This is a genomic window from Actinoplanes italicus, assembly GCF_003001815.1.
Taxonomy (GTDB): Bacteria; Actinomycetota; Actinomycetes; order Mycobacteriales; family Micromonosporaceae; genus Actinoplanes; species Actinoplanes italicus.
Map to the genome: position 1 here is coordinate 159048 of NZ_PVMZ01000008.1, position 23393 is coordinate 182440.

A 23393-nucleotide genomic window follows, 5' to 3' on the forward strand; every position below is an offset into this window, starting at 1 on the left:
GGACTAAAGCAATGTCAGTCTCGGTGAAAAGCCGGCGATCCCGTTTCGGCTCCGCCCTCGCGGTGGTGCTGACGGTCCTCGTCGTGCTGCCGACCGCAGTCCTGTTCCTGCGCGTCCTGAACGAGAACACCACTCAGCGGGACGACACGGAGCTCAAGCAAAAGGGCATCGAGTACCTCGCCGAGTTGGCTCCGCTGATCAGCGCGCTGGCCGAGTCGCAGTCCTCGGCCCTGCAGGGTGTCACCGCCGAGCCGGCCTCGCTGACCGCCGCCGTCGCGCGCGTGCAGGGCGTCGACGAGAACCTCGGCGACGACCTCGACACAAGCAGCCGCTGGGCCGGCCTCAAGGAGAAGATCGGCCGTCTTCCCGGCATCAGCGGGACCGCGGAGCAGGTCTATGAGGCCCACATCGAGGTCAGCGACCTCGCTCTCGAGCTCTACAGCGAGATCCGTGAGAACTCGCGGCTGAACCAGGACCAGCAGAGCGACATCTGGTACCTCCAGGAGACCGTCACGGTCAACATGCCGGAGGCCGTAACTCACGTGAGCCGCATGGCCGACCTGGCCAACATGGTCGCCGCCGCGAAGGAGCGCCAGCGGGCCGCGCTCGCGGTCCTGTTCGGCGCCGAGATCAAGGCCGTCGAGGAGAGCGTCGCCGAGCTGACGGACAACCTGCAGGCCGCGGCCGAGGACACCGAGAGCTCGACCCTCGCCAGCAACACGGTCAACAACCTGGACCAGTTCCGCCAGGGCGTCGAGAACGCCAACCGTGGCGCCCACCTCGGCAGCACCCCGGACGTGTCCGTTCTGGTGACCGCCCAGAGCTCGCTGACCAACGCCCTCAAGGCCCTCAGCACGGTCCTCCTCAAGGAGATGTCGACGCTGCTCGAGGATCGCCTCGACGACCTGAACTACCGCCGCGCCGAGGCCTGGGTCATGCTCTCGGTCAGCATCGTGCTGCTGATCGGTGCCGCGTTCGTCGCCCGTGGCCGCGCCGCCCGGACCGGCCTCGACTCCGGCATGAGCGGCCGGGACGTCTCGGTCCTCAGCGACGCCCCCGGCAACTCCGCCCCCGCCTCGAACGGCTACGGCAACAGCCCGTACGACCCGGTGCCCGCGTACGGCGACAACCCCAACTACGGCAGCGGTGCCGGTCGGGAGCGTTCCGGTGCTCTTCGGTAAGTTCCGCATCCTGGGCAAACTGGCCCTGCTGATCCTCGTGCCGCTGCTCGGCGTCGTCGGCCTTGCGGTCCCGGTCATCTACGAGCGCATCAACGAGGCCCAGGTCGCCCAGGACCACTCGGACGCGGTCCAGCGGGCCACCTCGGTGAGTTCGGCCCTGATCGAGCTCCAGGAGGAGCGGCTCCTCTCGGTCGGTTACCTGCTCGGCATCGTCGACCGGCCGACGCTGGTCCTGCAGGCGGCCGAGTCCGCCGACATCGTGGCCGACCTGGCCCAGGACGACGAGGCCCCGATCGCCCTGCGTCGCGCCCTGTCCGGCGCGGCCAAGCTGAACAGCACCCGGCAGAACGTGCTCAACCGGTCGATCAAGCCGCCGACCGTCATCGAGGACTTCACCAACGTCATCAACCCGATGATCGAGGGCCTGGGCCTGTCCGGCAACGCCGACCTCACCACCCAGGACGGCCGGCAGATCTACGCCCTGGACCGCGCCATGCGCTCCGACGACCTGATCAGCCAGGCCTCGTGCTGGCTGGCCGCCGCGGTCGTCTCCGGTCGCAACCCGCAGGACGCGGCCCTGCTGCTGAGCCAGTTCAACGCGACGTTCGCCCAGATCCAGTCGATCATCACCTCGTCGCGGTCGTACTTCACCGACACGCAGTACAAGCTCTACCTCAGCACCCAGCAGGCGTTCGCGGCGCGCGTGGGCGACAAGTTCACCAGGGCGCTCGAGACGAACCCGACGCTGGCGCTGAAAGACCTCAAGATCCAGCTGCTCTTCCCGTCACTGCAGTCCGTGACCATCCTCGGTAGCTTCGTCGAGCAGCGCGTGGCCCAGGACGTGGACCTCGCGGTGACCGAGAGCCGGGACAGCGCCATCCGGCAGGCGGCACTCATCGGTGGTGGCGCGTTCCTGCTGCTCATCCTGGTGATCACGCTGTCGATCTTCATGGCCCGCGCGGTCGCCCGGCCGCTGCGGCGTCTGACCGCCTCGGCCGACCGCATCGCCCGCGCCGCCGAGGCCGAGCTCGAGCGGGTGGCCGACGACGAGGCCGAGGCCCAGGTACGACCGATCCGACTGGACCCGGTCGACGTCGAGGCCCAGGACGAGATCGGCGACCTGGCGCGAGCGTTCGACCGCGTGCAGACCACCGCCGCCCGGCTGGTGCAGCGTCAGGTGGACGGCCGGCGCAACGTCGCCCAGATGTTCGGTCACGTCGGTCGTCGTACCCAGAACCTGGTCGGCCGTCAGCTGTCCCTGATCGACACGCTGGAGCGCAAGGAGACCGACAGCGACCGCCTGCGCGAGCTCTACCGACTGGACCACATGTCCAGCCGTCTGCGCCGGAACGCGTCCGCGCTGGTCGTGCTCTCCGGTGGCGCCGGCGCGAACGAGCACATGGCTCCGCTGGCCCTCTCCGACGTCGTCCGCCTCTCCCTCGGTGAGATCGAGGACTACACCCGCGTCGAGGTGGAGATCCCCGAGGACATCGTCGTGGTGCCGGCCGTCCTGGCCGACCTGACGCTGCTCCTGGCCGAGCTGCTGGAGAACGCCACCACCTTCTCCCCGCCGCACACCACCGTCACGGTCACCGCCGACGAGCTGCGCGGCGGCGCCCGTCTCGCGATCATCGACCACGGCCTGGGCCTCGCGCCCGAGCGTCTGGCCGAGGAGAACGCACGACTGACCCGCCGTGAGCGCCTCGACCTGGCGCCCACCGAGGTTCTGGGTCTCTTCGTGGTCGGCCGGCTCGCCCGCCGGCACGGCATCGAGGTGACCCTGACCGACACCCCGGACGGCGGTCTGACCGCCTGGATCGACCTCAACCCGTCGCACCTGATCTCGCGGGTGGAGAACCTCACCCCGATCGCCCCGGCCGCGTACCCGGCTCCGGCCTTCGCGGCACCGATCGCGGTGCCGCAGATCCAGGCCGCCGACTACCCGTCCGGTGCGGTTCCCGCGTACTCGGGGGCACTGCGCGGCAACACCACCGAGGTCGCGATCACCAGCGCCGGTGTTCGCTCGGTGCCGGGCAGCCAGCAGCCGTTCGACCCGGTGATGCTCAACCGCGCCACCCAGGTCGTCGAGTCCGGTCACTCGTGGAACGCCTTCGGCGGGTCGGGCGCCCCGGCGCTCGGCAGTGCCCCGGCCGACCCGTACGCCGGTCAGCCGGTCTACGACGCCGAGCCGGTCTACTCGCCGGGCCCGGCCTACCAGGAACCGGCATACCCGGCCGCTGGCGGCTACCCCGAGCCGGTTCAGCAGTTCGACATGGGCACCCCGGTCGCCGGTCGCGTTCCGGCCGCGCTGCCGGAGCTTCCCCCGGCCCAGCCCAGCTGGAGCGCCGAGGTGGCCGTACAGCCGAGCTGGAACGTTCCGGCCCCGGCCGCCCACGAGATCCCCGCACCTCCGGCCGCGCCGGTCTCCCCCGTGGCTCCGGCCGCACCGGAGCCGCAGCGCAACGGTGGCCCCACCCCGCTGCGCCGCCGGGTTCCCGGCAGTCAGCTGCCGGAGGAGCACGTTCCGCACCAGCTGGCCGCACCGAAGTCACAGGACGACGCCCTGGCCGCACGGGCCGCGTTCGACGCCTTCGAGGCAGGCGTGGTCCGGGCGCACGACACGAGCGCGTCGATCCCGGCGCCGAACTTCGCCGCGCCCAGCTGGGACACCCCGGCTCCGGCACAGTGGGACAACCCGGCTCCCGCGGATTGGAACACCCCGGCTCCGGCTCCGGCGCCGCAGTGGGACGCTCCCGCCGCGCCGCCCGCTCCGCCGTCGTCCAACGGTGGTGGCGCTCCGCTGACCCGTCGTGTGCCGGGAGCGACCCTCCCTGCCGACGACATGCACCGACCGATCACACCGCCCGCTCCGGCCGCGCTCGACCCTGAGGCAGCCCGAGCTCTCATGGATCAGTTCGAGTACGGAGTCGCACTCGCACTGAACGAAAGTCAGCCACAACACGAGGGACAACCGCGATGACTTCCCCTTACTCCCCCGCGCAAAGTCAGCTCAGCGCTGAAGCCAAAACCTTCAACTGGCTGCTCGACTCGTTCACCTCCGGCACCGCGGGTGTGATCGAAGCCATCGCGGTCTCGTCGGACGGCCTGCTGATGGCCATGTCGGCGATCAAGGACCGGCCCAATGCGGAGCGTCTCGCGGCCGTGGTCTCCGGCCTGACGAGTCTCGCCGGCGGTGCCGCGAGCTGGTACCGGCTGGGCGCGCTGAACCGGGTCATCATCGACATGGCGGACGGCTACCTGCTGGTCACCGCGATCAGCGCCGGTTCCGTCCTGGGTGTCATCGCGGACCGCTCGGCCAACCTCGGCACGCTGGCGTACGAGATGACGCTCTTCGCGACCCGCGCCGGTGGCGCCCTCAGCCCGCGCCTGATCGCCGAGCTGAAGAACGCCGTTCAGCAATGACCTACCCGGACCCCGACGACCCGGTTGCTCCGGCGCGCCCCGGAGTCCGGCCCTTCCTGCAATCCGGTCCTCAGCACTCGACCGGTGGCTATACCCCTACCGGGGAGCAGCCGCCGGTCGAGGCTTCGACCAACAAGCTGCGCCCGTTCGTCATCACGTCCGGGCGGACCGATGGAGGAGACCCCGACATCGGTATGGAGACTCAGGTGACGTTGGTGCACGGTGCGCCACCGTCCCGGCTCTCCCCGGAAACCAGGGCGATCGTGGCTCTCTGCGAGGAGAGTCCGATCTCGGTAGCCGAGATCTCCGCGCGCCTTCGCCTGCACCTGGGTGTGACCCGAATCCTGGTCGGTGACCTTCGTGCCTCCGGCCAGCTCGACGTCCATGTGCTGGAAAACGACACACCTGACCCCGACACCATCATGCGAGTGATCCGTGGACTTCGATCCATCAGCTAACCGCGTCGTCGGCACCGCGCGCATACCGGGAGCCCCGGCCCCCAAGAAGGCGCCGGTCCCGGTCAAGATCATCGTGGCCGGCGGCTTCGGGGTGGGCAAGACGACCACCGTGGGCGCCATCTCCGAGATCTCGCCCCTGACCACCGAGGCCGAGATGACCTCCGAGTCGGTCGGTATCGACAATCCCGGTCAGGCCACCATGAAGACCGGCACCACGGTCGCGATGGACTTCGGCGTCCTCACCATCGACCAGACCCTGAAGCTCTACATCTTCGGCACGCCGGGGCAGACCCGGTTCGCCTTCATGTGGGACGACCTGGTCAAGGGCGCGCTCGGCGCGCTGGTCGTGGTGGACACCAACCGAATAGACGACTGTTATCCGGCGGTCGACTACTTCGAGCGTGCCGGCCTGCCGTTCGTGGTCGGCATCAACACCTTCAACGGGCAGATGAGCTACAGCGTGGAAGAGGTTAGGTGGGCCCTCGCGGTACGCGAGGACGTGCCGGTCATATCCTTCGATGCACGCTTCCGCGCATCCGTGCGGGACGCTCTGCTCGTGGTACTGGACCAGGCTCTCGACAAGGCGATCCGCATGAAGTCGTAGGGTGTGGTCCGGTCGCCCGGTCACGGATTCCCACGAACCCGGGGCAGAGCGGTTCCCAAACCGGCCCGCGGAGGGGCAGAGTTGGGGTACCGGGCGACCGCGTAGGAAAGAGGACGGTGACGTGCGAGGCGGACTTGACGACGCGCTCGACAAGCTCGCCCGGCGGGACGAGCTGAGGCGCCGGGCCGCCGGAGAGAGCAACGGCACTCCGCCGGCGGTGACCGAGCTGGTCGAGGCGATCGCGGGCGTGGTGTCCCGCAATCCCGAGATGAGCGTCACTGTCGGTGTCGAGGGAGCCGGCGATCCGGTGCTGCTGCATTTCGCGATGGCCGACGGCGTGGTCCAGGTGACCGCCGACAACTCGGTCGCGACCCGCGCCACCGAGGCCGGGCCCAGACACGCGGACTTCGAGATAGACGTCGAGGAGCCCGCCGAGGAGCCGCCGGCCGCGGAGCGGCCACGGGCCAGCCGCGACGACCAGGACCGGTTCGGGCCGACCGACTACGAGTACGACTACGAGGAGCCCACGACGGCCGAGCAGCCGTTCGTCTCCAACCGGCACGAGCAGGCCTTCGGTTACGATCCGGCCGGCTACGCCGATCAAGGCAACATCACTCCGCATCCGTTCGCCGCGACACCGCCGCCCGCGGTCCCGCCGCAGAACAACCCCCCTCATCCGTACGCGGCCGCGCAGCCCCCCTACGCGCCGCCACCCCAGCCGGAGCCGCATCCGTACGCCTCCGCACCCGCCGCGTCCTTCCAGACCCAGCACGCCGAGCCGCAGCCCGGTTTCCCGGAGCCGCTGCCCGAGCCGATCCCGCTGAAGGTGGAACGCCCGGAGGAGACCGAGCAGGCGGCCCGCCGGCTGGCAGCCATGCTGCGCAGCGACCCCACGTTGCTCGACGGCCCTCAGTAGCACTTGCGACTACTTTCCGTAGTCGCACCTGCACGTCCGGTGAAGTCACTCTCCGCAGTTGATTGATCTCGCTCTGACACCTCCCCCATTTGCCGGAAATGGCGCTGAACGCGCCCGGTTTCGCCTGCTGAGCGCAGTCTGAGATGTCTGGGTTCGCCCTTTTGGCCGATCTCCTCCTCCGTTCCGCTCACCGCTCTTGAGTGACGCTCCGTAGCACCTTAATGTCCTATTACGTCCAGGAGCTGGGGTCACCCCGATCCAGGATGCAAACGGACAGTGACGAGCACGGGGGAGGTTCGGATGACCGCGTCTGACAGCTGGCTCTTCGCGGTCGGCGGCTATGCGGTCCTGCTGGCCTGGCCGATCACCACGGTGGTACTGGTCTGGTTCGCGCTCCGCTACAACGGCACGCACCGCGCCAAGACCGTCAACCGGTCGGTGGCCGGCGGCAACGGACGCCCCGAGCACTTCTGGATCATCGTCCCGGCCCTGAACGAGGAGGCCGTGGTCGCCAACACCGTCGGTGCGGCCCTCAAGCTGCGCGGCCCGTCCGGCACCCTGTCCCGGGTGCTGGTCGTGGACGACGGCTCGGACGACCGGACCCCCGAGGTGCTCGCCGCGATCGACCACCCCCGCCTGCACGTCATGCGGCGCGACCTGCCCGAGGCCCGGCAGGGCAAGGGCGAGGCGCTGAACGCGGCCTACCGGCACATCTCGATGCTGACCACCCAGGCCGGTGTCGCCCCGGAGAAGGTCGTCGTCGGCATCATCGACGGCGACGGCCAGGGCAGCGAGAACATCCTGGTCGAGATCTCCCGGCTGATGCGCGACGAGCGGATCGGCGCGGCCCAGGTGCAGGTACGCATCCGCAACCGCAACAAGCTCCTCGGCGCCGTGCAGGACCTCGAGTTCGGCGCGATCGTCGACGCCTGCCAGAACATGCGCGACGCCCTGGACACCGTCGGTCTCGGCGGCAACGGCCAGTTCAGCCGGCTCTCCACCCTGCAGAAGCTCGGCACCGCCCCCTGGTCCAGCTGCCTCGTCGAGGACATGGAACTGGGCCTGCGGATGCACCTGAACGGCGACGGGATCCGCTACACCTCCCGCGCCTCGGTCACCCAGCAGGCCGTGGTCGACGTCCGCCGCCTCACCCGGCAGCGCACCCGCTGGGCGCAGGGCAACATGCAGTGCGCCCGCTACCTGGGCAAGCTCTTCTCGTCGCCGCGGGTCGCCCGGATCGCGCTGGCCGAGATGCTGCACTACCTGCTCTCCCCGTGGGCCAACGCGATGATCACGGTGCTGCTGATCGGCACCGGGATCGCCGGGTTCGGCGGGCTGCTGATCGGCCACCCGATCGTGTTCATCCCGACCTGGGAGGCCCTGGCCCTGAGCTTCGGCGTCTGGGTCGGCGTCACCACCTTCCCCGGTCTGCTCTGGGCCGCCGTCCACCAGCGCAAGCACGGAGACGAGGGCGTGGGACGCATGCTGACCGCCGCTCTCGCGTACCCCGCCTTCCTGATCCTCGGTCTCGCCGCCACCTACCGCGCTCTGGGCCGCCAGGCCAGCGGGCGCCAGGCCTGGGCCAAGACCGAACGGCTCGTCGAAGAACCACTGGCTCTCCCGGCCTGATCCACCCCTCCCCCCTTTCGAAACAAGCGAGAGAAGGCTCCCCCATGTCTCGTCGTGAAGTTCACCTGGTCGGCGGCACCCGCCCCGAAGCCGTGAAGCTCGCCCCGGTCGCCCTGGCCATGCGCGACGCCGGTCTCCTCGAGCCGGTCCTGCTCGCCAGCGGCCAGCACCCCACGATGGTCACCCAGGCACTCGCCGCTTTCGGCCTCGAGCCGGACATCACGCTCCAGGTCGACCGGGCGACCGGCAGCCAGGCCGAACTGCTCACCGCGATGATCCGGGAGCTGGACGAGCTCTGGTCGGTACGCACTCCGGCCGCCGTGATCGTGCAGGGTGACACCACGACGAGCCTGGCCGGCGCGCTGGCCGCGTTCTGGCGCCGCATCCCGGTCGTGCACCTGGAGGCCGGCCTGCGCTCCGGTGACCTCGAGTCGCCGTTCCCGGAGGAGGGCAACCGCCGCCTGGTCGCCCAGGTCGCCGCCCTGCACCTGGCGCCCACCCCGCTGGCCGCGATGAACCTGCTCGACGAGAAGATCCCGGCGAGCGACGTGCTGGTCACCGGCAACACCGTGGTCGACGCGACCCTCGCGGTGGCCGGCCGGAAGCTGCCATTCGAGAACCAGAACGTGGCCGCGGCCCGCGCGGGCAGCACGAACCGCCTGGTCCTGGTGACCGCGCACCGCCGCGAGTCGTGGGGCGAGCCCCTGGACCGGATCCTGGCCGCGGTCAAGGAACTGATCGCCCGCTACGACGACATCGACGTGATCCTGCCGAGCCACCCCAACCCGGCGGTCCGCGAGCAGGTGGAGGCCGCGCTGGCCGGGGTGGAGCGGGTCACGGTCACCGACCCGCTGCCCTACCCGGACCTGTCCCGCCTGCTCTCCGAGGCGTACCTGGTGCTCACCGACTCGGGCGGGATCCAGGAGGAGGCCCCGTCGTTCGGGGTGCCCGCGCTGGTGCTGCGGGACGTCACCGAGCGGGTGGAGTCGCTGCACGCCGGCTGCGCCAAGCTGGTCGGCTCGGACACCGGCCTGATCGTGTCGGAGGCGTCCGCGCTGCTGGACAGCCGGGCGCGACGCGACTCGATGACGGCCGGCGGCAACCCGTACGGCGATGGCCTCGCCGCCGTCCGTACCGCCCAGGCCACCGCGAACCTGCTCGGTCTCGCTCCGGCCCCCGAGGCCATGCCCGTCCCCCAGACCGCCCTCGCCACCGGAGCCGTTGCCTGATGCTGAACAACCCCGTCTCCCGCCGCAGCGTCCTCGTCGCCGGAGCAGCCGCCGCCACGGCCGCCGCCGTCGGTTTCCACACCCTCGCGGCCGACGCCGCCGTCACCGGCAAGGCAACCGTCAAGACCGGCAAGGCGGCGCCCGGCGGCGGCACGGCGAAGACCCTTGTGCTGTACGACACCACGGGCGACTACGGCTGGCTGGGCGAGGTCTACGCCACCCAGACGGCGAACCTGGCCTCGCACTTCGGCTCCTGGACGGCCGCACCCGTGGCCGCGTACAAGTCCGGCGACCTGAAGAACCACACCGCGGTGATCTACCTGGGTTCGACCTACGACGAGCCGCTGCCGGCCGCGTTCCTGGCTGACGTCATGGCCACGACGCTTCCGGTGATCTGGGTGCGCGACAACATCTGGCAGCTGACCAAGGTGGACGGTTTCGCGGCGAAGTTCGGTTTCACCAGCGGCCTCTTCGACTTCGCCGACGTGGCCGAGGTGACCTACAAGGGCCGGGTGCTGGGCCGCAGCGCCGACAACAAGTCCGGCCTGATGAACCTGTCGATCAGCGACGCCGCCAAGGTCACCACGCTGGCCACCGCGAAGAAGGCCGACGGGACCCTGCCGTGGGCGGTCCGGTCCGGCAACCTCACCTACGTCAGCGAGATCCCGTTCTCGTACGTGACGCACGAGGACCGCTACCTGATCTTCGCGGACCTGCTCTTCGACGCGCTGGCGCCGAAGACCGCCGAGCGGCACCGGGCACTGCTCCGGCTCGAGGACGTCGGCCCCGACGCCGACCCCGCGCAGCTGCGGGCGATCGCCGACTACCTGTGGTCGATGAAGGTGCCGTTCAGCATCGCGGCCTACCCGCGGTACCGCGACCCGAAGGGCGCCAAGAACGACGGCGTGGCCGAGGACTACACCCTGGCGAAGCGGCCCGAGGTGGTGGCCGCGCTCAAGTACATGCAGGCCAAGGGCGGCACGCTGCTCATGCACGGCTACACCCACCAGTACGGCGCGGTGAACAACCCGTACGACGGCAGCAGCGGCAACGACTTCGAGTTCTACATGGCGCACGTCGACTCGGCCGACCGGGTGATCTACGACGGTCCGGTCAAGGAGGACTCGGCCGCCTGGGCCACCTCGCGGATGGTCGCGGCCGGCGCGGTCTTCGCGGCGACCGGACTGGGCGTGCCGAAGATCTTCGAGTTCCCGCACTACGCGGCAAGCCCGGCCGACTACCAGGCGGTGCAGGCGCTGTTCGGCAAGCGGTACGACCGTGGCCTCTACTTCCCGGGCGTGCTGACCGGCGGGAAGTACGACTACGCCCGCCAGTTCGGCCAGTTCTTCCCCTACACCGTCCGGGACGTGTACGGCTCGGTCGTGGTGCCGGAGAACATCGGTAACGTGGAGCCGGAGGCGTACAACACCCACCCGGTCCGCCTGCCCTCCCACCTGGTCGCCGACGCCGAGCGCAACCTCGTGGTCCGGGACGGTGTCGCCAGCTTCTTCTACCACCCGTACCTCGGCACGGACTACCTCAAGGAGCTCGTTCCGGGCATCATCAAGGCCGGTTACACCTTCGTGAGCGCTGACACGATGCTCAACGGCTGATGGAGAACCTCATGGACGTGGTCGATCTCTGGGTCAAGTCTTGGACCAGTGACGACCTGCCCGGGGCGAGGAAGCTCCTCGCCCCGGACGTCGAGACGGAGTGGAACTTCGACGCTCCGGTCGACGACGAGGAACTCCTGCAGGTGCTGCACCGGATCGCCGCCTTCGCCGACCACGTCACGCTGGTCGCCCGAACCGACGCGGTGGACGGTGCCGCTCTGATCTACGACCTGGCCGCGCCGTTCGGAACGGCGCGGCTGGTCGAGTTCCTCGGCGTCGACAATCAGAAGATCAACGAGATACGGCATGTGTACGACGTGACCGCGATCGACAGGTACTTCCCGGATCTCTACACCAATTAGGCCGGTAAGTGACCGCAAGCGTCGGTAGCGTGCGATCCATGGCCTACGACTTCCAAGTCACCGTGGACTGCACGAACCCGCACGACCTCGCCGACTGGTGGGCGGAGACCCTCGGCTGGGACGTCGAGCCCCAGGATGAGGGGTTCATCAAGGAGATGGTCGCCAAGGGGTTCGCCACCGACGCCGAGACCACCCATCACCGCGGCAAGCTGGTGTGGCGGACCGGTGCGGCGATCCGGCACCCGGAGAACGACCGGCGGCTGCTCTTCCAGTTCGACGAGGCCGCCAAGACGGTCAAGAACCGCTGGCACGTCGACGTACGGGTGGGTGAGGACAAGCGGGACGCCGAGCGCGACAAACTGGTCGAACGCGGCGCGACCTTCCTCTGGGAGGCCAGCCAGGGCCCGCACAAGTGGTTCACGATGTCCGACCCCGAGGGCAACGAGTTCTGCGTCACCTGACCGGCAGCGCACGCTCCAGCAGGGCGAACAGCACCTGCCAGTGCCGCTGTTCGGCGGCCTGGTCGTACATCGAGGTGTCGCTCATCGTGAAACCGTGCGGCGCGCCCTCGTAGAGCTCGGAGGTGTACTCCACCCCGGTCTCGGCGAGGGCCAGCTCCAGGGTCTTGATCTGGTCCGGCGTCATCGAACCGTCGTCGTCGGCATGTCCGAAGTAGACCTCTGCCGTCAGCGCGGCGACACCCAGATGCGGACTATCCGCGGCATCGGTGACCACCCCGCCCGCGTGAAAGCTCGCGAGCGCGGCGAACCGAAGCGGGTGCGCCTGTGCCGCGAGCAGCGCGTTCCGCCCGCCCATGCAGTAGCCGACGATCCCGGCCGGCCCGTCCGCCACCTCCGGCCGCCCGTCCAGGAAGTCGAGGTAGGCGGCCGCGTCCGCGCCGATCCGCGCCGGAGTCAGTTCCCGGATCATCGGGGCGATCCGGCCGAACGCGGCACCCCGCTTGTCGCCGTCGAGCAGTTCGTCCGGGGTGATCAGCGGCCCGCGGGCGCTGCGGTAGAACAGATTCGGGACGAGGACGGCATGACCCCGCTCAGCGATCCGCCCGGCCATTTCGACGATCCGCGGCCGCAGGCCGAACGCATCCATGAACATCAGCACCGCCGGGTACGGGCCATCGCCGTCCGGCGTGACGAGACAAGCCTCCGCGACGCCGTCCGCAGCGGGCACCTCTGTCTCGATCCGCGGCATTCCCGCACCTCCCGCGCCATTCCCGATGATCATGCGGACCGTAACATTCGATCTCCGTCTTTTCCGCGGAACGTCGTATCCTGTGGCGCATGGCCACCCGGCTGCGCGCGGACGCACGCCGCAATCGAGCGGCCCTGCTCGCCGCCGCCCGCGAGGTCTTCGCCGAGCAGGGCCTCGATGCCTCGCTGGACGAGATCGCCCGGCGGGCCGGAGTCGGCAACGCCACCCTCTACCGCCGCTTCCCGAGCCGCCGGCACCTGATCGCCGAGGTCTTCGCGAGCCACATGACCGCCGCGGTCCAATTGGCCGAGCAGGCGCTGGACCATCCGGACCCGTGGGCGGCGTTCGTCGGTTACCTGACCCGGGTCTGTGAGCTGCAGGCCACCGACCGCGGCCTGGCCCAGCTGCTGGTGACCACCGCCTTCGACGACGACGAACGGCTCGCCGACCTGCGGGCCACCGCCCAGCAGAGGGCCGCCGACGTGTTCATCCGGGCCCAGCGCTCCGGCCGCCTGCGAGCCGACTTCACCGGCCGCGACTTCGCGTTGCTGATGATGGCGAACGCGGGTGTGGCCCAGCACTCCGCAGACCCCCACGCCTGGCGGCGCCAGCTGACCCTGGTCATAGGCGGCCTCGGCGCCCGCTAGGTGAATCCGCGGCCCGTCTCGGCCAGCGACTCGCGGGCCAGTTCCCAGTAACTGATCTCGGCCGGATGCTCCAGCCACACGTTCAACGAGACCCTCAGCACGGCCATGAACGTCGCGGCCACGAGCTTCGCCCGTACACCCAATGGATCTTGACCTTGAAGTCGTGCCGCGACCTCGGCGGCCAGCTCGCTCTCCATGGTGGCGAAGGTCTGGACCTGGGCCGCGGCGAGCGACGGATGACGGCGCACCAGCCGCCCCCGGGCCACCCACTCCGGGTCGAGATCTCCCAGGCCGGCGTAGTGCTCCTCGGCCGCCGCGGTGAGCGCCGCCCACGGCGACTCGCTCGCCGGGCGTGCCCGGACCAGGTCGGCGAGCGCCCGCATCCGGCGGAGGTCGCCGTGGAAGAGCGCCTCCTCCTTGTTCGCGAAGTAGTTGGAGAAGGTGCGCCGGGAGACGCCGGCCTCGTCGGCGATGGCGTCGACGGTGATCCGGTCGGGTCCGTGTTCCAGGGCGAGGCGCAGCGCCGCCTCGTGCAGAGCCTGCCGGGTGGCCGCCTTCTTGCGCTCGCGAAGGCCCACCGCTGTCATGGGCCTGAGCCTACCGGCATGTGATTCAGTTCCCAATGAGCAAAGTTGCGCAACAGGCAAGTTTGGGAAGATAGTTGTATGCAGCAAGCATCACCGGGAGGCAAGCATGATCGAGCCGCGCGGGTTGATGGAGGCGTTCCACGACCTCCTCAAAGCCGTCCGCCTGCTCAAGCAGCGACAACCCACGATCGCGCCGCTCGGGATGCTGGCCGCGATCCGCCGCCACGAGCCGGCCGGCAGCTGCCACATGAAGGAGCTCGCCGCCGAGCACGCCCTCGACCCGTCGACCGTCAGCCGCGCGGTCGCCGCCCTGGTCCGCGACGGCCTGGTGGCCCGCATCGCGGATCCGGCCGACGGGCGCGCCAGCACGCTGCGGCTCACCGATCGCGGCACCACCGTCCTCGACGAGGTGCGTGGCCGCTACGAGGAGCGGATCACCGCGGCGCTGCACGACTGGACGCCCGAGGAGATCGCCACGCTGACCGCGTCGCTACGCCGATTCGCCGACGACCTGATCCTGGAGACCGCCCGATGAGCTCTACGACCCTTGATCGGGCGGAACAGCGCCCGATGACCCACCGCGAGATCATGGAGGCCCTCTCCGGCCTTCTGCTCGTGCTCTTCGTCGCGATGGCCAGCTCGACCATCGTCTCGACCGCCCTGCCGAGCATCATCGGCGACCTCGAAGGCAGCCAGACGCAGTACACCTGGGTGGTCACCGCGACTCTGCTGACCGCCACCGCGTCCACCCCGATCTGGGGCAAGCTCTCCGATCTCTACAGCAAGAAGCTCCTGGTCCAGATCTCGATCGTGGTCTTCATCCTGGGCTCGCTGATCGCCGGCTTCACGCAGAACACCGAGCAGCTCATCGCGGCCCGCGCCTTCCAGGGCCTCGGCATGGGCGGCGTCCAGGCGCTGGTCCAGGTCGCGATCGCCGCGATGATCCCGCCCCGCGAGCGCGGCCGCTACAACGGCTACCTCGGTGGCGTCATGGCCCTGGCCACGGTCGGCGGCCCGCTGCTCGGCGGGGTGATCGTCGACACCGATGCGCTCGGCTGGCGCTGGTGCTTCTTCATCGGCGCGCCGGTCGCCGTGATCGCCCTGATCGTGCTGCAGAAGACCCTGCACCTGCCCGTCCTGCGCCGGGACGACGTCAAGGTCGACTACCTCGGCGCCACCCTGATCGCCGCCGGTGTCAGCGTCATCCTGATCTGGGTGTCGTTCGTGGACGACGCGTTCGGCTGGTTCTCCTGGCAGAGCGGCGCCATGGTCGGCGGCGGAGTACTGCTTCTGGGCCTCGCCGTATGGGTCGAGTCCCGGGTCGCCGAGCCGATCGTGCCGCTGCCCATCGTGCGGCAGCGCACCACGGCGCTGGCCATCATCGGCAGCCTCGCGGTCGGCATGGCGATGTTCGGCGGCTCCGTCTTCCTCGGGCAGTACTTCCAGATCGGGCGCGGTTACAGCCCGACCGAGGCGGGCCTGCTGATGATCCCGATGATGTTCGGCATCCTGGTCTCGTCGACCGTCGCGGGCCGGGCGATCACCAGGAGCGGCCGGATCAAGCCGTACGTGGTGGCCGGCACGATCATCCTGGTCATCGGGTTCGCCGGGCTCTCCGTCCTCGATCACGACACCTCCCTCTGGTACATCGGCACCGTGATGGCCGCGGTCGGCGTCGGCGTCGGCATGTCCATGCAGAACCTGGTCCTCGTCGTACAGAACACCGTGGCCCTCAAGGACATCGGCGCGGCCAGCTCGACGATCGCCTTCTTCCGGTCGCTCGGCGGCACGATCGGCGTCTCCGTGCTCGGCGCGGTGCTCGCCCGCCGGGTCTCGGACTCGATCACCGAGCAGCTCACCGCCATGGGCGTTCCGGCCGGCAGTTCCGCGAGCGGCACCGGCAGCCTCGACCTGGGTGCCCTTCCCGATCAAATTCAACATGTCGTACGGGCTGCGTACGGCGACGCCACCGGGCACATCTTCCTGATCTCGGCCGGTGTGGCGGTGATCGGTGTGATCGCCGCGATCGCGCTGAAGCCGACGAAGCTGCGCTCGACCGTCGACCTCGCCCCGGAGCGACAGCCCTAGTTCCTTTGTGTCTCGCAGATCACGCCGTACTCCCTGGGGTCATCTCTTCACACAGAGCTAGCCTCGGGGAGCCGGTGCTTTCCCTCAACCACCGCGATTCCGCGCCGATTCACGCCGTGGGAGCAGGCCGGCCGAGACGGAGGGGGGATCCGGTGACCGACACGATCAGCGCCGAGGCGCTGTCGGCCGAGCTCCTCGAGATCGAGGACGAACGCTCCTGGGACGCTCAGGCCGAGCTGGCCCGGGCCCTCCGCATCGAGGAGGACGCCCGGGCTCTCGGCGATCCGCTGCTGGTCGTCCGGGCGCGGCTGTGCCAGGCCAACATGCGGCTGCGCTCGGGCGACATCGCCGGCGCCGTCGAGCAGATGTGGCAGGTCCACGAGTGGGCGGTCGCCAACGACGCCCGTGTCCTGATGGCCCGCACCCATCTCATCTGGGCCGCCATCCACCAGCACCTGGGCGACACCGAGCAGGCCCTGGAGCACGCGCTGCTCTCGGTCGAGCTGCTCGACGACGAGTCGACCACCCACATGCACATCTGGCACCGCACCAAGCTGGCCGACGCGCTCTGGTCGGCCGGCTCGATGGAGGCGGCCCGCATCCGTTACGCACAGGCCGAGGAGCTGGCCGTGCTGACCGGGTCGCCGGTGCTGCTCTGCCTGCTCAACAACCACGCCTACGCCGAGTACGACACCGGCAACCAGCAGCGCGCCGAGGAGGTGGCCGACCGGCTCCAGCGGCTCGCCACCGAGCGCGGCCTGACACTCGAGCCCGCCTTCCTCGACACGGTCGGCGCCATCCAGGTCGGCAACGGGCGCTACGCCGAGGCCGAGGCGACCATGCGGCTCTGCATCGAGCAGCACGGGGAGGGGCGCCACGAGGACGCCGACGCCCTCCCTGAATACCTGCTGACACTCGCCGGGGCGCAGCGCGGCCTCGGGGCGTACGACCGGGCCCAGCAGAGCCTCGACTCGTGCCGCGGCCTCTGCGTCGAACGCGATCTGGTGGACGTGCTGGTCAGGGTGCATCAGGAGCAGGCCGAGCTGCATGCCGCCCGCGGCGAGTTCGCCGAGGCGTTCGCGGTGCACAAGGTGTTCTTCGCGGCCCATCAGAACATGCATTCGCTGCAGCGTGAGGCCCGCACCCGGACCAGGCAGGCCATGTTCGAGACCGTCGAGGCCCGGCAGGAGGCCGAGCACTTCCGCGAGCAGGCCCGCCGTGACCCGCTGACCGGTCTGCACAACCGCCGGCACCTCGACGAGTCGCTGCCCGTCCTGATCGCGTCGGATCCGGCGCTGACCATCGCGCTCGTCGACCTCGACCACTTCAAGCAGATCAACGACAGCCTCTCGCACAACGTCGGCGACGAGGTGCTCATCGAGGTGGCAGGCATCCTGTCCGACGGGGTCGCCGCCGGCTGCCCGTCGGGCTATGTCGCCCGGCTGGGCGGCGAGGAGTTCCTCATCGTGCTGCCCGGCACGTCCATGCGACGGGCCGTCCCTCTGCTGAATCGCATCCGCCGGACTGTCCGCGATCACGATTGGCACCGAATGACCGGCGATCTGCCGGTCACTGTGAGTATCGGTGCGGTCTCCAGCGCTGACGTCCCGGCACCGACACAGCCGAGCCTTCTGTCCACTGCGGACAGTCGGCTGTACGCTGCCAAGCACGCCGGACGTGATCGCGTCGTCTCGACGGCCGCCCGTGGGTACGCCTCCGCCGCCTGAAAACCGGAATCCGGGGGTTAAGTCGGTCGATCGTTGGGGTTACGCTGGTCAGCGGTCGTAACGCGTTGTGTCGCAAGGAGGCGGTCGTGGCAGAGGGCAGTCCCGCACCCACCGAGGTCGCACCGCCCGGTGTCAACATCAACGTCCCGCACTCCGCACGCATCTACGACTACTGGCTCGGCGGCAAGGACAACTTCGCCGTCGACCGGGCCGTCGGCGAGGCCATGATCCAGGCCATCCCCGGCATGCGCTACATGGCCGGCGAGAATCGGAAGTTCGTCCACCGGGCGGCCCGTGACCTGGTCCTCAAGGAGGGCATCCGCCAGTTCCTGGACATCGGCACCGGCATCCCGACCCGGCCCAACCTGCACGAGATCGCCCAGCAGCACGAGGCGACAGCGCGGGTGGTCTATGTGGACAACGACCCGATCGTCCTCGTGCACGCCCGTGCCCTGATGATCAGCAAGCCCGAGGGACGCAGCGAGTACATCGCCGCCGACATCCGCAACCCGAAGTCCATCCTCGAGGATGCCGCACTGAAGGACACGCTCGATCTGAAGGAGCCGGTCGGGCTCACCCTGATCGCGATCCTCATGCTCCTGGCCGACGCGGACGACCCGTGGAGCAAAGTCGCGGAGCTTCGTGACGCCCTGCCATCCGGCAGCTGCCTGGCGATCACCCACCCGACCGCCGACTTCAACCCCGCCGAGGTGGACGCCGCGGTGGCCGCGGCCACCGGCGCCGGCATGACGCTGGTCGCCCGCAGCCGGGAGGCGGTCTCACGCTTCTTCGGTGACTGGGAGCTGCTGGAGCCGGGCCTCGCGCCGGTCTCGGCGTGGCGGCCGGACGCCCCGGTCGAGAACCCGGAGGCTGCCTACTACTGGGCTGGAGTCGCCCGCAAGCCCTGACACCCGCCAAGCCCTGACTATCTGTCAGCAGCCTCGGCGTTTCGCAGTTCAAACAGCTTCGCATGGCTGGGGCGACCCGCGGGCCAAACAGCTTTGCGCGGCTGGAGCGCCCGCGGGCCAAACAGCTTTGCGCGGCTGGGGCGACCCGCGGGCCAAACAGCTTTGCGCGGCTGGAGCGCCCGCGGGCCAAACAGCTTTGCGCGGCTGGAGCGCCCGCGGGCCAAACAGCTTTGCGCGGCTGGAGCGCCCGCGGGCCAAACAGCTTTGCGCGGCTGGAGCGCCCGCGGGCCAAACAGCTTTGCGCGGCTGGAGCGCCCGCGGGCCAAACAGCTTTGCGCGGCTGGAGCGCCCGCGGGCCAAACAGCTTTGCGCGGCTGTGTCGGCTCCGCCTGAAAACTGACCACATGGTTCCGCGTGAATCGGGACCACCTCCTGAAGCATCGGGAGGTGCTGAACGTGGAGGACTGGGCAGAGATCCGGCGGCTGCGTCGGTCGGAAGGGATGGCGATCCAGGCCATCGCCCGGCGGTTGAAGGTGTCACGGAACACCGTGAAGAAAGCGCTGGCCAGCGACAGTCCGCCGCGGTATCAGCGGGCGCCGAAGGGCTCGATCGTCGACGGGATCGAGCCGCAGATCCGGGCGTTGCTGGCCGAGTTCCCGGACATGCCGACCACGGTGATCATGGAACGGGTCGGGTGGACTCGCGGCAAGACGGTGTTCTGCGACCGGGTGCAGCAACTGCGTCCGCTGTTCCGGCCGCCGGATCCAGCGCAACGCACCGAGTATCTGCCGGGCGAGCTCGCGCAGTGTGACCTGTGGTTCCCGCCGGTGGACGTTCCGCTGGGATTCGGGCAGGTCGGCCGGCCACCAGTGTTGGTGATGGTCTGCGGCTATTCACGCTGGCTGTCGGCGACGATGATCCCGACCCGGCAGGCCCCGGACCTGCTTGCCGGGCATTGGCGGCTGCTCACCGGTCTCGGTGCGGTCCCGAAAGCCCTGGTCTGGGACAACGAGTCCGCGGTCGGGTCCTGGCGGGCCGGCCGGCCGCAGCTGACCGAGGCGATGAACGCGTTCCGCGGCAGCCTTGGCATCCGGATCATCCAATGTCGGCCCGCCGACCCGGAAGCAAAAGGCCTGGTCGAACGAGCGAACGGCTATCTGGAAACCTCATTTCTGCCCGGCCGCTCGTTCGGCTCGCCGCAGGACTTCAACGCCCAGCTCGAGCAGTGGCTGGGCCGAGCCAACCAGCGCCTGCACCGCCGGTTGCAGGCCCGCCCAGCTGATCGCGTCGACGCTGACCGGGCCGCCATGGTTGCGTTGCCGCCGGTCCCGCCGGTGGTCGGCTGGCAGCTATCGACCCGCCTGCCCCGCGACCACTACGTGCGTCTGGACGCCAACGACTACTCGGTGCACCCCTCGGCGATCGGCCGGCGCGTCGACATCGGCGCCGACACCGACCAGGTCGCGGTGACCTGCGACGGCCGGCAGGTGGCCGCTCACCAGCGTTGCTGGGCGGCGCATCAAAGCATCACCGACCCGCGGCACCGCGACGCGGCCACGCTGCTGCGTGCCGTCCACCGGCAAACCAAGACCAGCCCGGTCCGCACTGAGGTCGAGGACCGCAATCTGGCCGACTACGACCGGATGTTCGGCATCGACAGCGAGGTGGCCTGATGCCCACCAAGAGCAGTAGCCGCGACGTCAGTTCGGAAATAGCGTTCCTGGCCCGGGCGATGAAGGCCCCGTCGCTGGCTGCCTCGGTCGAACGCCTCGCCGAACGAGCGAGGGCGGAGTCCTGGACACATGAGGAGTTCCTGGCCGCCTGCCTGCAGCGCGAGGTCTCGGCCCGCGAGTCGCACGGCGGTGAGGGCCGCATCCGGGCAGCGAGGTTCCCGGCCCGCAAGAGCCTGGAGGAGTTCGACTACGAGCATCAGCGGTCGCTGAAACGCGAGCAGATCGCCCATCTGGGCACCCTGGACTTCGTCACCGGCCGCGAGAACGTGGTGTTCCTCGGCCCGCCCGGCACCGGCAAAACGCACCTGTCGATCGGCCTAGGCATCCGGGCCTGCCAAGCCGGGCACCGGGTGGCATTCGCCACCGCCGCCCAATGGGTGTCCCGCCTGGCCGACGCCCATGCCGCCGGACGGTTGCAGGACGAGCTGGTCAAACTCGGCCGGATCCCGCTGCTGATCATCGACGAGGTCGGCTACATCCCGTTCGAACCCGAGGCCGCGAACCTGTTCTTCCAACTCGTCTCGGCCCGCTACGAACGCGCCAGCCTGATCGTGACCAGCAACAAACCCTTCGGCCGCTGGGGCGAGGTCTTCGGCGACGACGTCGTGGCCGCCGCCATGATCGACCGCCTGGTCCACCACGCCGAAGTGATCTCCATGAAAGGCGACAGCTACCGGCTCAAAGACCGCGACCTCGGCCGCGTCCCCCCAGCTACCAAGACCAACGACTAACCAAGATCGGCGACCAGAGGTGGTCAGATTTCATCCGGAACTACCTGGTCACGATTCGAGCGGAGTTGACAGGCTGGAGCGCCCGCGGGCCAAACAGCTTTGCGCGGCTGGAGCGCCCGCGGGCCAAACAGCTTTGCGTGGTGATCTGTGCCCGCCCGTGGGCCACACGTCACCACACAGGTGGTCCGAGTCGGATGTGTGGTGACATACGCCCGCCCGCAAGCCACACATCACCACGCGGGCGTCTGGCGTTCTGACCGGGTGGGCGGCCCAGCACGGGGAACCGCGCCGCCCACCCGGCGTTCAGACGGGTGTGCTGCTGCGCAACACCCTCAAGCGTGGCCGCTTGTTCGCCGGTGGGACCGGCACGCACGCCGCGCGGATCAACATCTCGCGGACGGCGCCGTCCTGCCCGTACTGATCGATCACGACGCCGCGCACACCGAGCCAGTAGTCACCCTCGTGGGGGATGGGCTGCGACCAGTTCACCCATTCGAGGCGGAGCCGGATCGGGCCGATGCCGTAGCAATAGTCGGACTCGGCGAACTCATAGACCGGCCAGGCCGGGCCGCTCGGGCGCAGACGGTTGTCGCGGACATGCGGGGCTCTCGCCTGCGGAGGCCGGGCAGGTCGCTGCTGGCGGTGGCAACGAACGAGCTCAGTCACGCGCGTCGGACTCATCCTCCTCGGCAGGCGGCCTCCGGACGGTCGTCCCGCCGGGCCGGCTCAACGCATATCTGACCCCTCCGAACCGATGCGTCACCATGGTTGCCCTGGTCGAGGCCGCGAACACCTCGCCGACGAACGGCTCGTCCCGATGGATCAACGAGTTACCCCAGCGCGGACTGTCGGCCGCGCCGGGGTCACTCGGTTCGGGGCGTTCCGGGCCGAAGTTCGGTACCGACATGCTCGTCACCTCTCGCTAAGGACGCCCCCGCCAGGGAGCCTCGCGCCGAGGCCGCAGACTGTCGCTCCGCGACCGACCCGTCACCTAAAGATGTCACCGTGAGTGACACCCAAAGGTTGTAGTACGTGCGTTATCATGCTCAGAATCCCGTGACTACGCAAGGCCAGATGCACGTGCATTTGCATCACCGCCAGGATTTAGGCACGAGGACACCACTGATCTCGGATCGATGGGCGATCCGGGGCAAATCTAGGGAGCTTCAGATGACCAACGTGGTCAACGGCATGCCAGCCGGCGATCTCCAGGGAGTCACCTGGCAGAAGAGCCGCCGCAGCAACCCGAGCGGCAACTGCGTTGAGTGCGCCGTGCTGCCCGGCGGTGACGTCGCCGTGCGTAACTCCCGGGATCCCGAGGGTGCTGCACTCATCTACACCCGCGCCGAGATCGAGGCTTTCCTCGGCGGCGTCCGCGACGGAGACTTCGACAACCTGCTCGCCTGATCACAGACAGCGATTCACTGACGACGCGGCGGCCGCTCGGTTCACTCAGACCGGGCGGCCGACCTCGTTCAGGAGCTTTCCGAGGATCTCAGGAGTGTGGTTCGGCGGCTCGGCGTCGATGCAGACCCGCTCCATCGCCATCGCGTAGTGGTCCACGTCCTCGCGCTTGTCCAGGTAGATCGCGCTGGTCAGCTGCTCCACGTAGACCACGTCGGGCAGCTCCGGCTCGGGGAACCGCGGGATCGCGAACGGACCGCCCGCCGCGGCATGGCCACCGGCCAGGAACGGGATGATCTGCAGGCGTACGCCCGGCAGTTTCGAAGCCTCGATGAGCGCCTCGATCTGGGCCCGCATCACGTCGATGCCGCCGATCGGGCGCCGCAGCACCGCCTCGTCGATCACCGCCCACAGCTGAGGGCCACCCGAACGGGTGAGGATCTGCTGGCGCTGCAACCGCAGGTCCACCCGTCGGTTGATCTCCTCCGCGCTGGCGCCGGCGTGGCCGAGCATGATCACGGCGCGAGCGTAGTCGGGCGTCTGCAGCAGACCGGGGACGAACTGGATCTCGTAGGTCCGGATCAGCGAGGCGGCCGCTTCGAGCCCCAGATAGGCCTGGAACCAGTTCGGGAGGACGTCACCGAAGTGCTGCCACCAGCCGGGGTTGTTGGCCTGACGAGCGAGGCCGATCAGCGCGTCGCGTTCGGCGGAGTCGTTCACGCCGTACATGGTCAAGAGGTCCGCGACGTCGCGTTCCTTGAAACTGACGCGGCCGAGCTCCATCCGGCTGATCTTGGATCCGGAGGCGCGGATCTCGTAGCCGGCCGCCTCCCGGGTGATGCCCCGCGCCTCTCGCAGCTTCCGCAGCTGCGAGCCGAGCAGGATGCGCAGCACGGTGGGGCCGCCGCCCGGCGCCTCCTCCTGCGAACCCGCGCTCACCTGA

At 69.4% G+C, this 23393-nt stretch carries 24 protein-coding genes; 19 read left to right on the plus strand and 5 right to left on the minus strand.

Annotated elements, in window-relative coordinates; genetic code table 11:
* Window positions 1-23 precede the first annotated feature (23 nt).
* The 11 genes from CLV67_RS20820 to CLV67_RS20870 all read left to right on the plus strand — a co-directional run bounded on the left by CLV67_RS20820 (window position 24) and on the right by CLV67_RS20870 (window position 11876).
* A complete protein-coding gene (locus tag CLV67_RS20820) occupies window positions 24-1181 on the plus strand; it encodes a hypothetical protein (protein ID WP_239166704.1) in 1158 nt (385 codons plus the stop codon).
* A complete protein-coding gene (locus tag CLV67_RS20825) occupies window positions 1168-4161 on the plus strand; it encodes a sensor histidine kinase (RefSeq protein ID WP_106321331.1) in 2994 nt (997 codons plus the stop codon). The genes CLV67_RS20820 and CLV67_RS20825 overlap by 14 nt, the downstream gene beginning before the upstream one ends.
* A complete protein-coding gene (locus CLV67_RS20830) occupies window positions 4158-4604 on the plus strand; it encodes a roadblock/LC7 domain-containing protein (protein ID WP_093622396.1) in 447 nt (148 codons plus the stop codon). The genes CLV67_RS20825 and CLV67_RS20830 overlap by 4 nt, the downstream gene beginning before the upstream one ends.
* The gene (locus tag CLV67_RS20835; protein WP_106320867.1) at window positions 4601-5062 is read left to right on the plus strand and encodes a DUF742 domain-containing protein; all 462 of its coding nucleotides are present in this window, start codon (window positions 4601-4603) and stop codon (window positions 5060-5062) included. The genes CLV67_RS20830 and CLV67_RS20835 overlap by 4 nt, the downstream gene beginning before the upstream one ends.
* Window positions 5040-5666 carry a GTP-binding protein gene (locus CLV67_RS20840; protein WP_093622394.1) on the plus strand — a complete coding sequence of 209 codons (627 nt, stop codon included), beginning with the start codon at window positions 5040-5042 and terminating at the stop codon, window positions 5664-5666. The genes CLV67_RS20835 and CLV67_RS20840 overlap by 23 nt, the downstream gene beginning before the upstream one ends.
* Before the next feature lie 121 nt (window positions 5667-5787).
* A complete protein-coding gene (locus CLV67_RS20845) occupies window positions 5788-6582 on the plus strand; it encodes a hypothetical protein (RefSeq protein ID WP_106320869.1) in 795 nt (264 codons plus the stop codon).
* Between the two features lie 300 nt (window positions 6583-6882).
* Window positions 6883-8211 (plus strand): glycosyltransferase family 2 protein, encoded by a 1329-nt coding sequence (locus CLV67_RS20850; RefSeq protein ID WP_106320871.1) that lies wholly within the window; start codon window positions 6883-6885, stop codon window positions 8209-8211.
* A gap of 44 nt (window positions 8212-8255) precedes the next feature.
* Entirely contained in the window at window positions 8256-9440 is a 1185-nt protein-coding gene (gene wecB / locus CLV67_RS20855) for a non-hydrolyzing UDP-N-acetylglucosamine 2-epimerase (RefSeq protein WP_106320873.1), read from the plus strand.
* Window positions 9440-11053: a DUF2334 domain-containing protein gene (locus tag CLV67_RS20860; protein ID WP_106320875.1), complete on the plus strand. Its 1614-nt coding sequence runs from the start codon at window positions 9440-9442 to the stop codon at window positions 11051-11053. The genes wecB and CLV67_RS20860 overlap by 1 nt, the downstream gene beginning before the upstream one ends.
* Window positions 11054-11064: 11 nt before the next feature.
* On the plus strand, window positions 11065-11415 hold the full coding sequence (locus tag CLV67_RS20865) for a hypothetical protein (RefSeq protein WP_106320877.1): 351 nt from the start codon (window positions 11065-11067) through the stop codon (window positions 11413-11415).
* Window positions 11416-11453: 38 nt separating this feature from the next.
* A complete protein-coding gene (locus tag CLV67_RS20870) occupies window positions 11454-11876 on the plus strand; it encodes a VOC family protein (protein ID WP_106320879.1) in 423 nt (140 codons plus the stop codon).
* On the opposite strand, the gene CLV67_RS20875 is transcribed toward CLV67_RS20870, so the two are convergent.
* Complete coding sequence (locus CLV67_RS20875) at window positions 11869-12624, minus strand: dienelactone hydrolase family protein (protein ID WP_106320881.1); 756 nt, start codon at window positions 12622-12624, stop codon at window positions 11869-11871. The genes CLV67_RS20870 and CLV67_RS20875 overlap by 8 nt on opposite strands.
* A gap of 89 nt (window positions 12625-12713) precedes the next feature.
* Here CLV67_RS20875 and CLV67_RS20880 point away from each other — a divergent pair, with 89 nt between their 5' ends.
* The gene (locus CLV67_RS20880) at window positions 12714-13271 is read left to right on the plus strand and encodes a TetR/AcrR family transcriptional regulator (RefSeq protein WP_106320883.1); all 558 of its coding nucleotides are present in this window, start codon (window positions 12714-12716) and stop codon (window positions 13269-13271) included.
* Here the strand turns inward: CLV67_RS20880 and CLV67_RS20885 are convergent.
* Window positions 13268-13858: a TetR/AcrR family transcriptional regulator gene (locus CLV67_RS20885; protein WP_106320885.1), complete on the minus strand. Its 591-nt coding sequence runs from the start codon at window positions 13856-13858 to the stop codon at window positions 13268-13270. The two genes, CLV67_RS20880 and CLV67_RS20885, sit on opposite strands and share 4 nt — an antisense overlap.
* 106 nt (window positions 13859-13964) lie before the next feature.
* Between CLV67_RS20885 and CLV67_RS20890 the strand changes: the two genes are divergently transcribed.
* The 6 genes from CLV67_RS20890 (at window position 13965) to istB (ending at window position 21046) form a co-directional block, all read left to right on the plus strand.
* A complete protein-coding gene (locus tag CLV67_RS20890) occupies window positions 13965-14393 on the plus strand; it encodes a MarR family winged helix-turn-helix transcriptional regulator (RefSeq protein WP_106320887.1) in 429 nt (142 codons plus the stop codon).
* Window positions 14390-15946 (plus strand): MDR family MFS transporter, encoded by a 1557-nt coding sequence (locus CLV67_RS20895; protein ID WP_106320889.1) that lies wholly within the window; start codon window positions 14390-14392, stop codon window positions 15944-15946. The genes CLV67_RS20890 and CLV67_RS20895 overlap by 4 nt, the downstream gene beginning before the upstream one ends.
* Window positions 15947-16098: 152 nt before the next feature.
* Complete coding sequence (locus CLV67_RS20900; RefSeq protein ID WP_239166703.1) at window positions 16099-17673, plus strand: GGDEF domain-containing protein; 1575 nt, start codon at window positions 16099-16101, stop codon at window positions 17671-17673.
* Between the two features lie 86 nt (window positions 17674-17759).
* A complete protein-coding gene (locus CLV67_RS20905) occupies window positions 17760-18581 on the plus strand; it encodes an SAM-dependent methyltransferase (protein ID WP_106320891.1) in 822 nt (273 codons plus the stop codon).
* 447 nt (window positions 18582-19028) lie between these two features.
* On the plus strand, window positions 19029-20255 hold the full coding sequence (gene istA / locus CLV67_RS20910) for an IS21 family transposase (RefSeq protein ID WP_106321336.1): 1227 nt from the start codon (window positions 19029-19031) through the stop codon (window positions 20253-20255).
* On the plus strand, window positions 20255-21046 hold the full coding sequence (gene istB / locus CLV67_RS20915; RefSeq protein WP_106320893.1) for an IS21-like element helper ATPase IstB: 792 nt from the start codon (window positions 20255-20257) through the stop codon (window positions 21044-21046). The genes istA and istB overlap by 1 nt, the downstream gene beginning before the upstream one ends.
* 303 nt (window positions 21047-21349) lie before the next feature.
* Here the strand turns inward: istB and CLV67_RS20920 are convergent, their stop codons facing one another.
* Complete coding sequence (locus CLV67_RS20920) at window positions 21350-21712, minus strand: hypothetical protein (protein ID WP_239166702.1); 363 nt, start codon at window positions 21710-21712, stop codon at window positions 21350-21352.
* Entirely contained in the window at window positions 21705-21953 is a 249-nt protein-coding gene (locus CLV67_RS20925; protein ID WP_106320895.1) for a hypothetical protein, read from the minus strand. The genes CLV67_RS20920 and CLV67_RS20925 overlap by 8 nt, the downstream gene beginning before the upstream one ends.
* A gap of 263 nt (window positions 21954-22216) precedes the next feature.
* On the opposite strand from CLV67_RS20925, the gene CLV67_RS20930 reads away from it, so the two are divergent.
* Window positions 22217-22453, plus strand: a complete 237-nt coding sequence (locus CLV67_RS20930; protein ID WP_106320897.1) for a DUF397 domain-containing protein — start codon at window positions 22217-22219, stop codon at window positions 22451-22453.
* Window positions 22454-22498: 45 nt separating this feature from the next.
* Here the strand turns inward: CLV67_RS20930 and CLV67_RS20935 are convergent, their stop codons facing one another.
* Window positions 22499-23389, minus strand: a complete 891-nt coding sequence (locus CLV67_RS20935; protein ID WP_106320899.1) for a helix-turn-helix domain-containing protein — start codon at window positions 23387-23389, stop codon at window positions 22499-22501.
* Window positions 23390-23393: the final 4 nt, after the last annotated feature.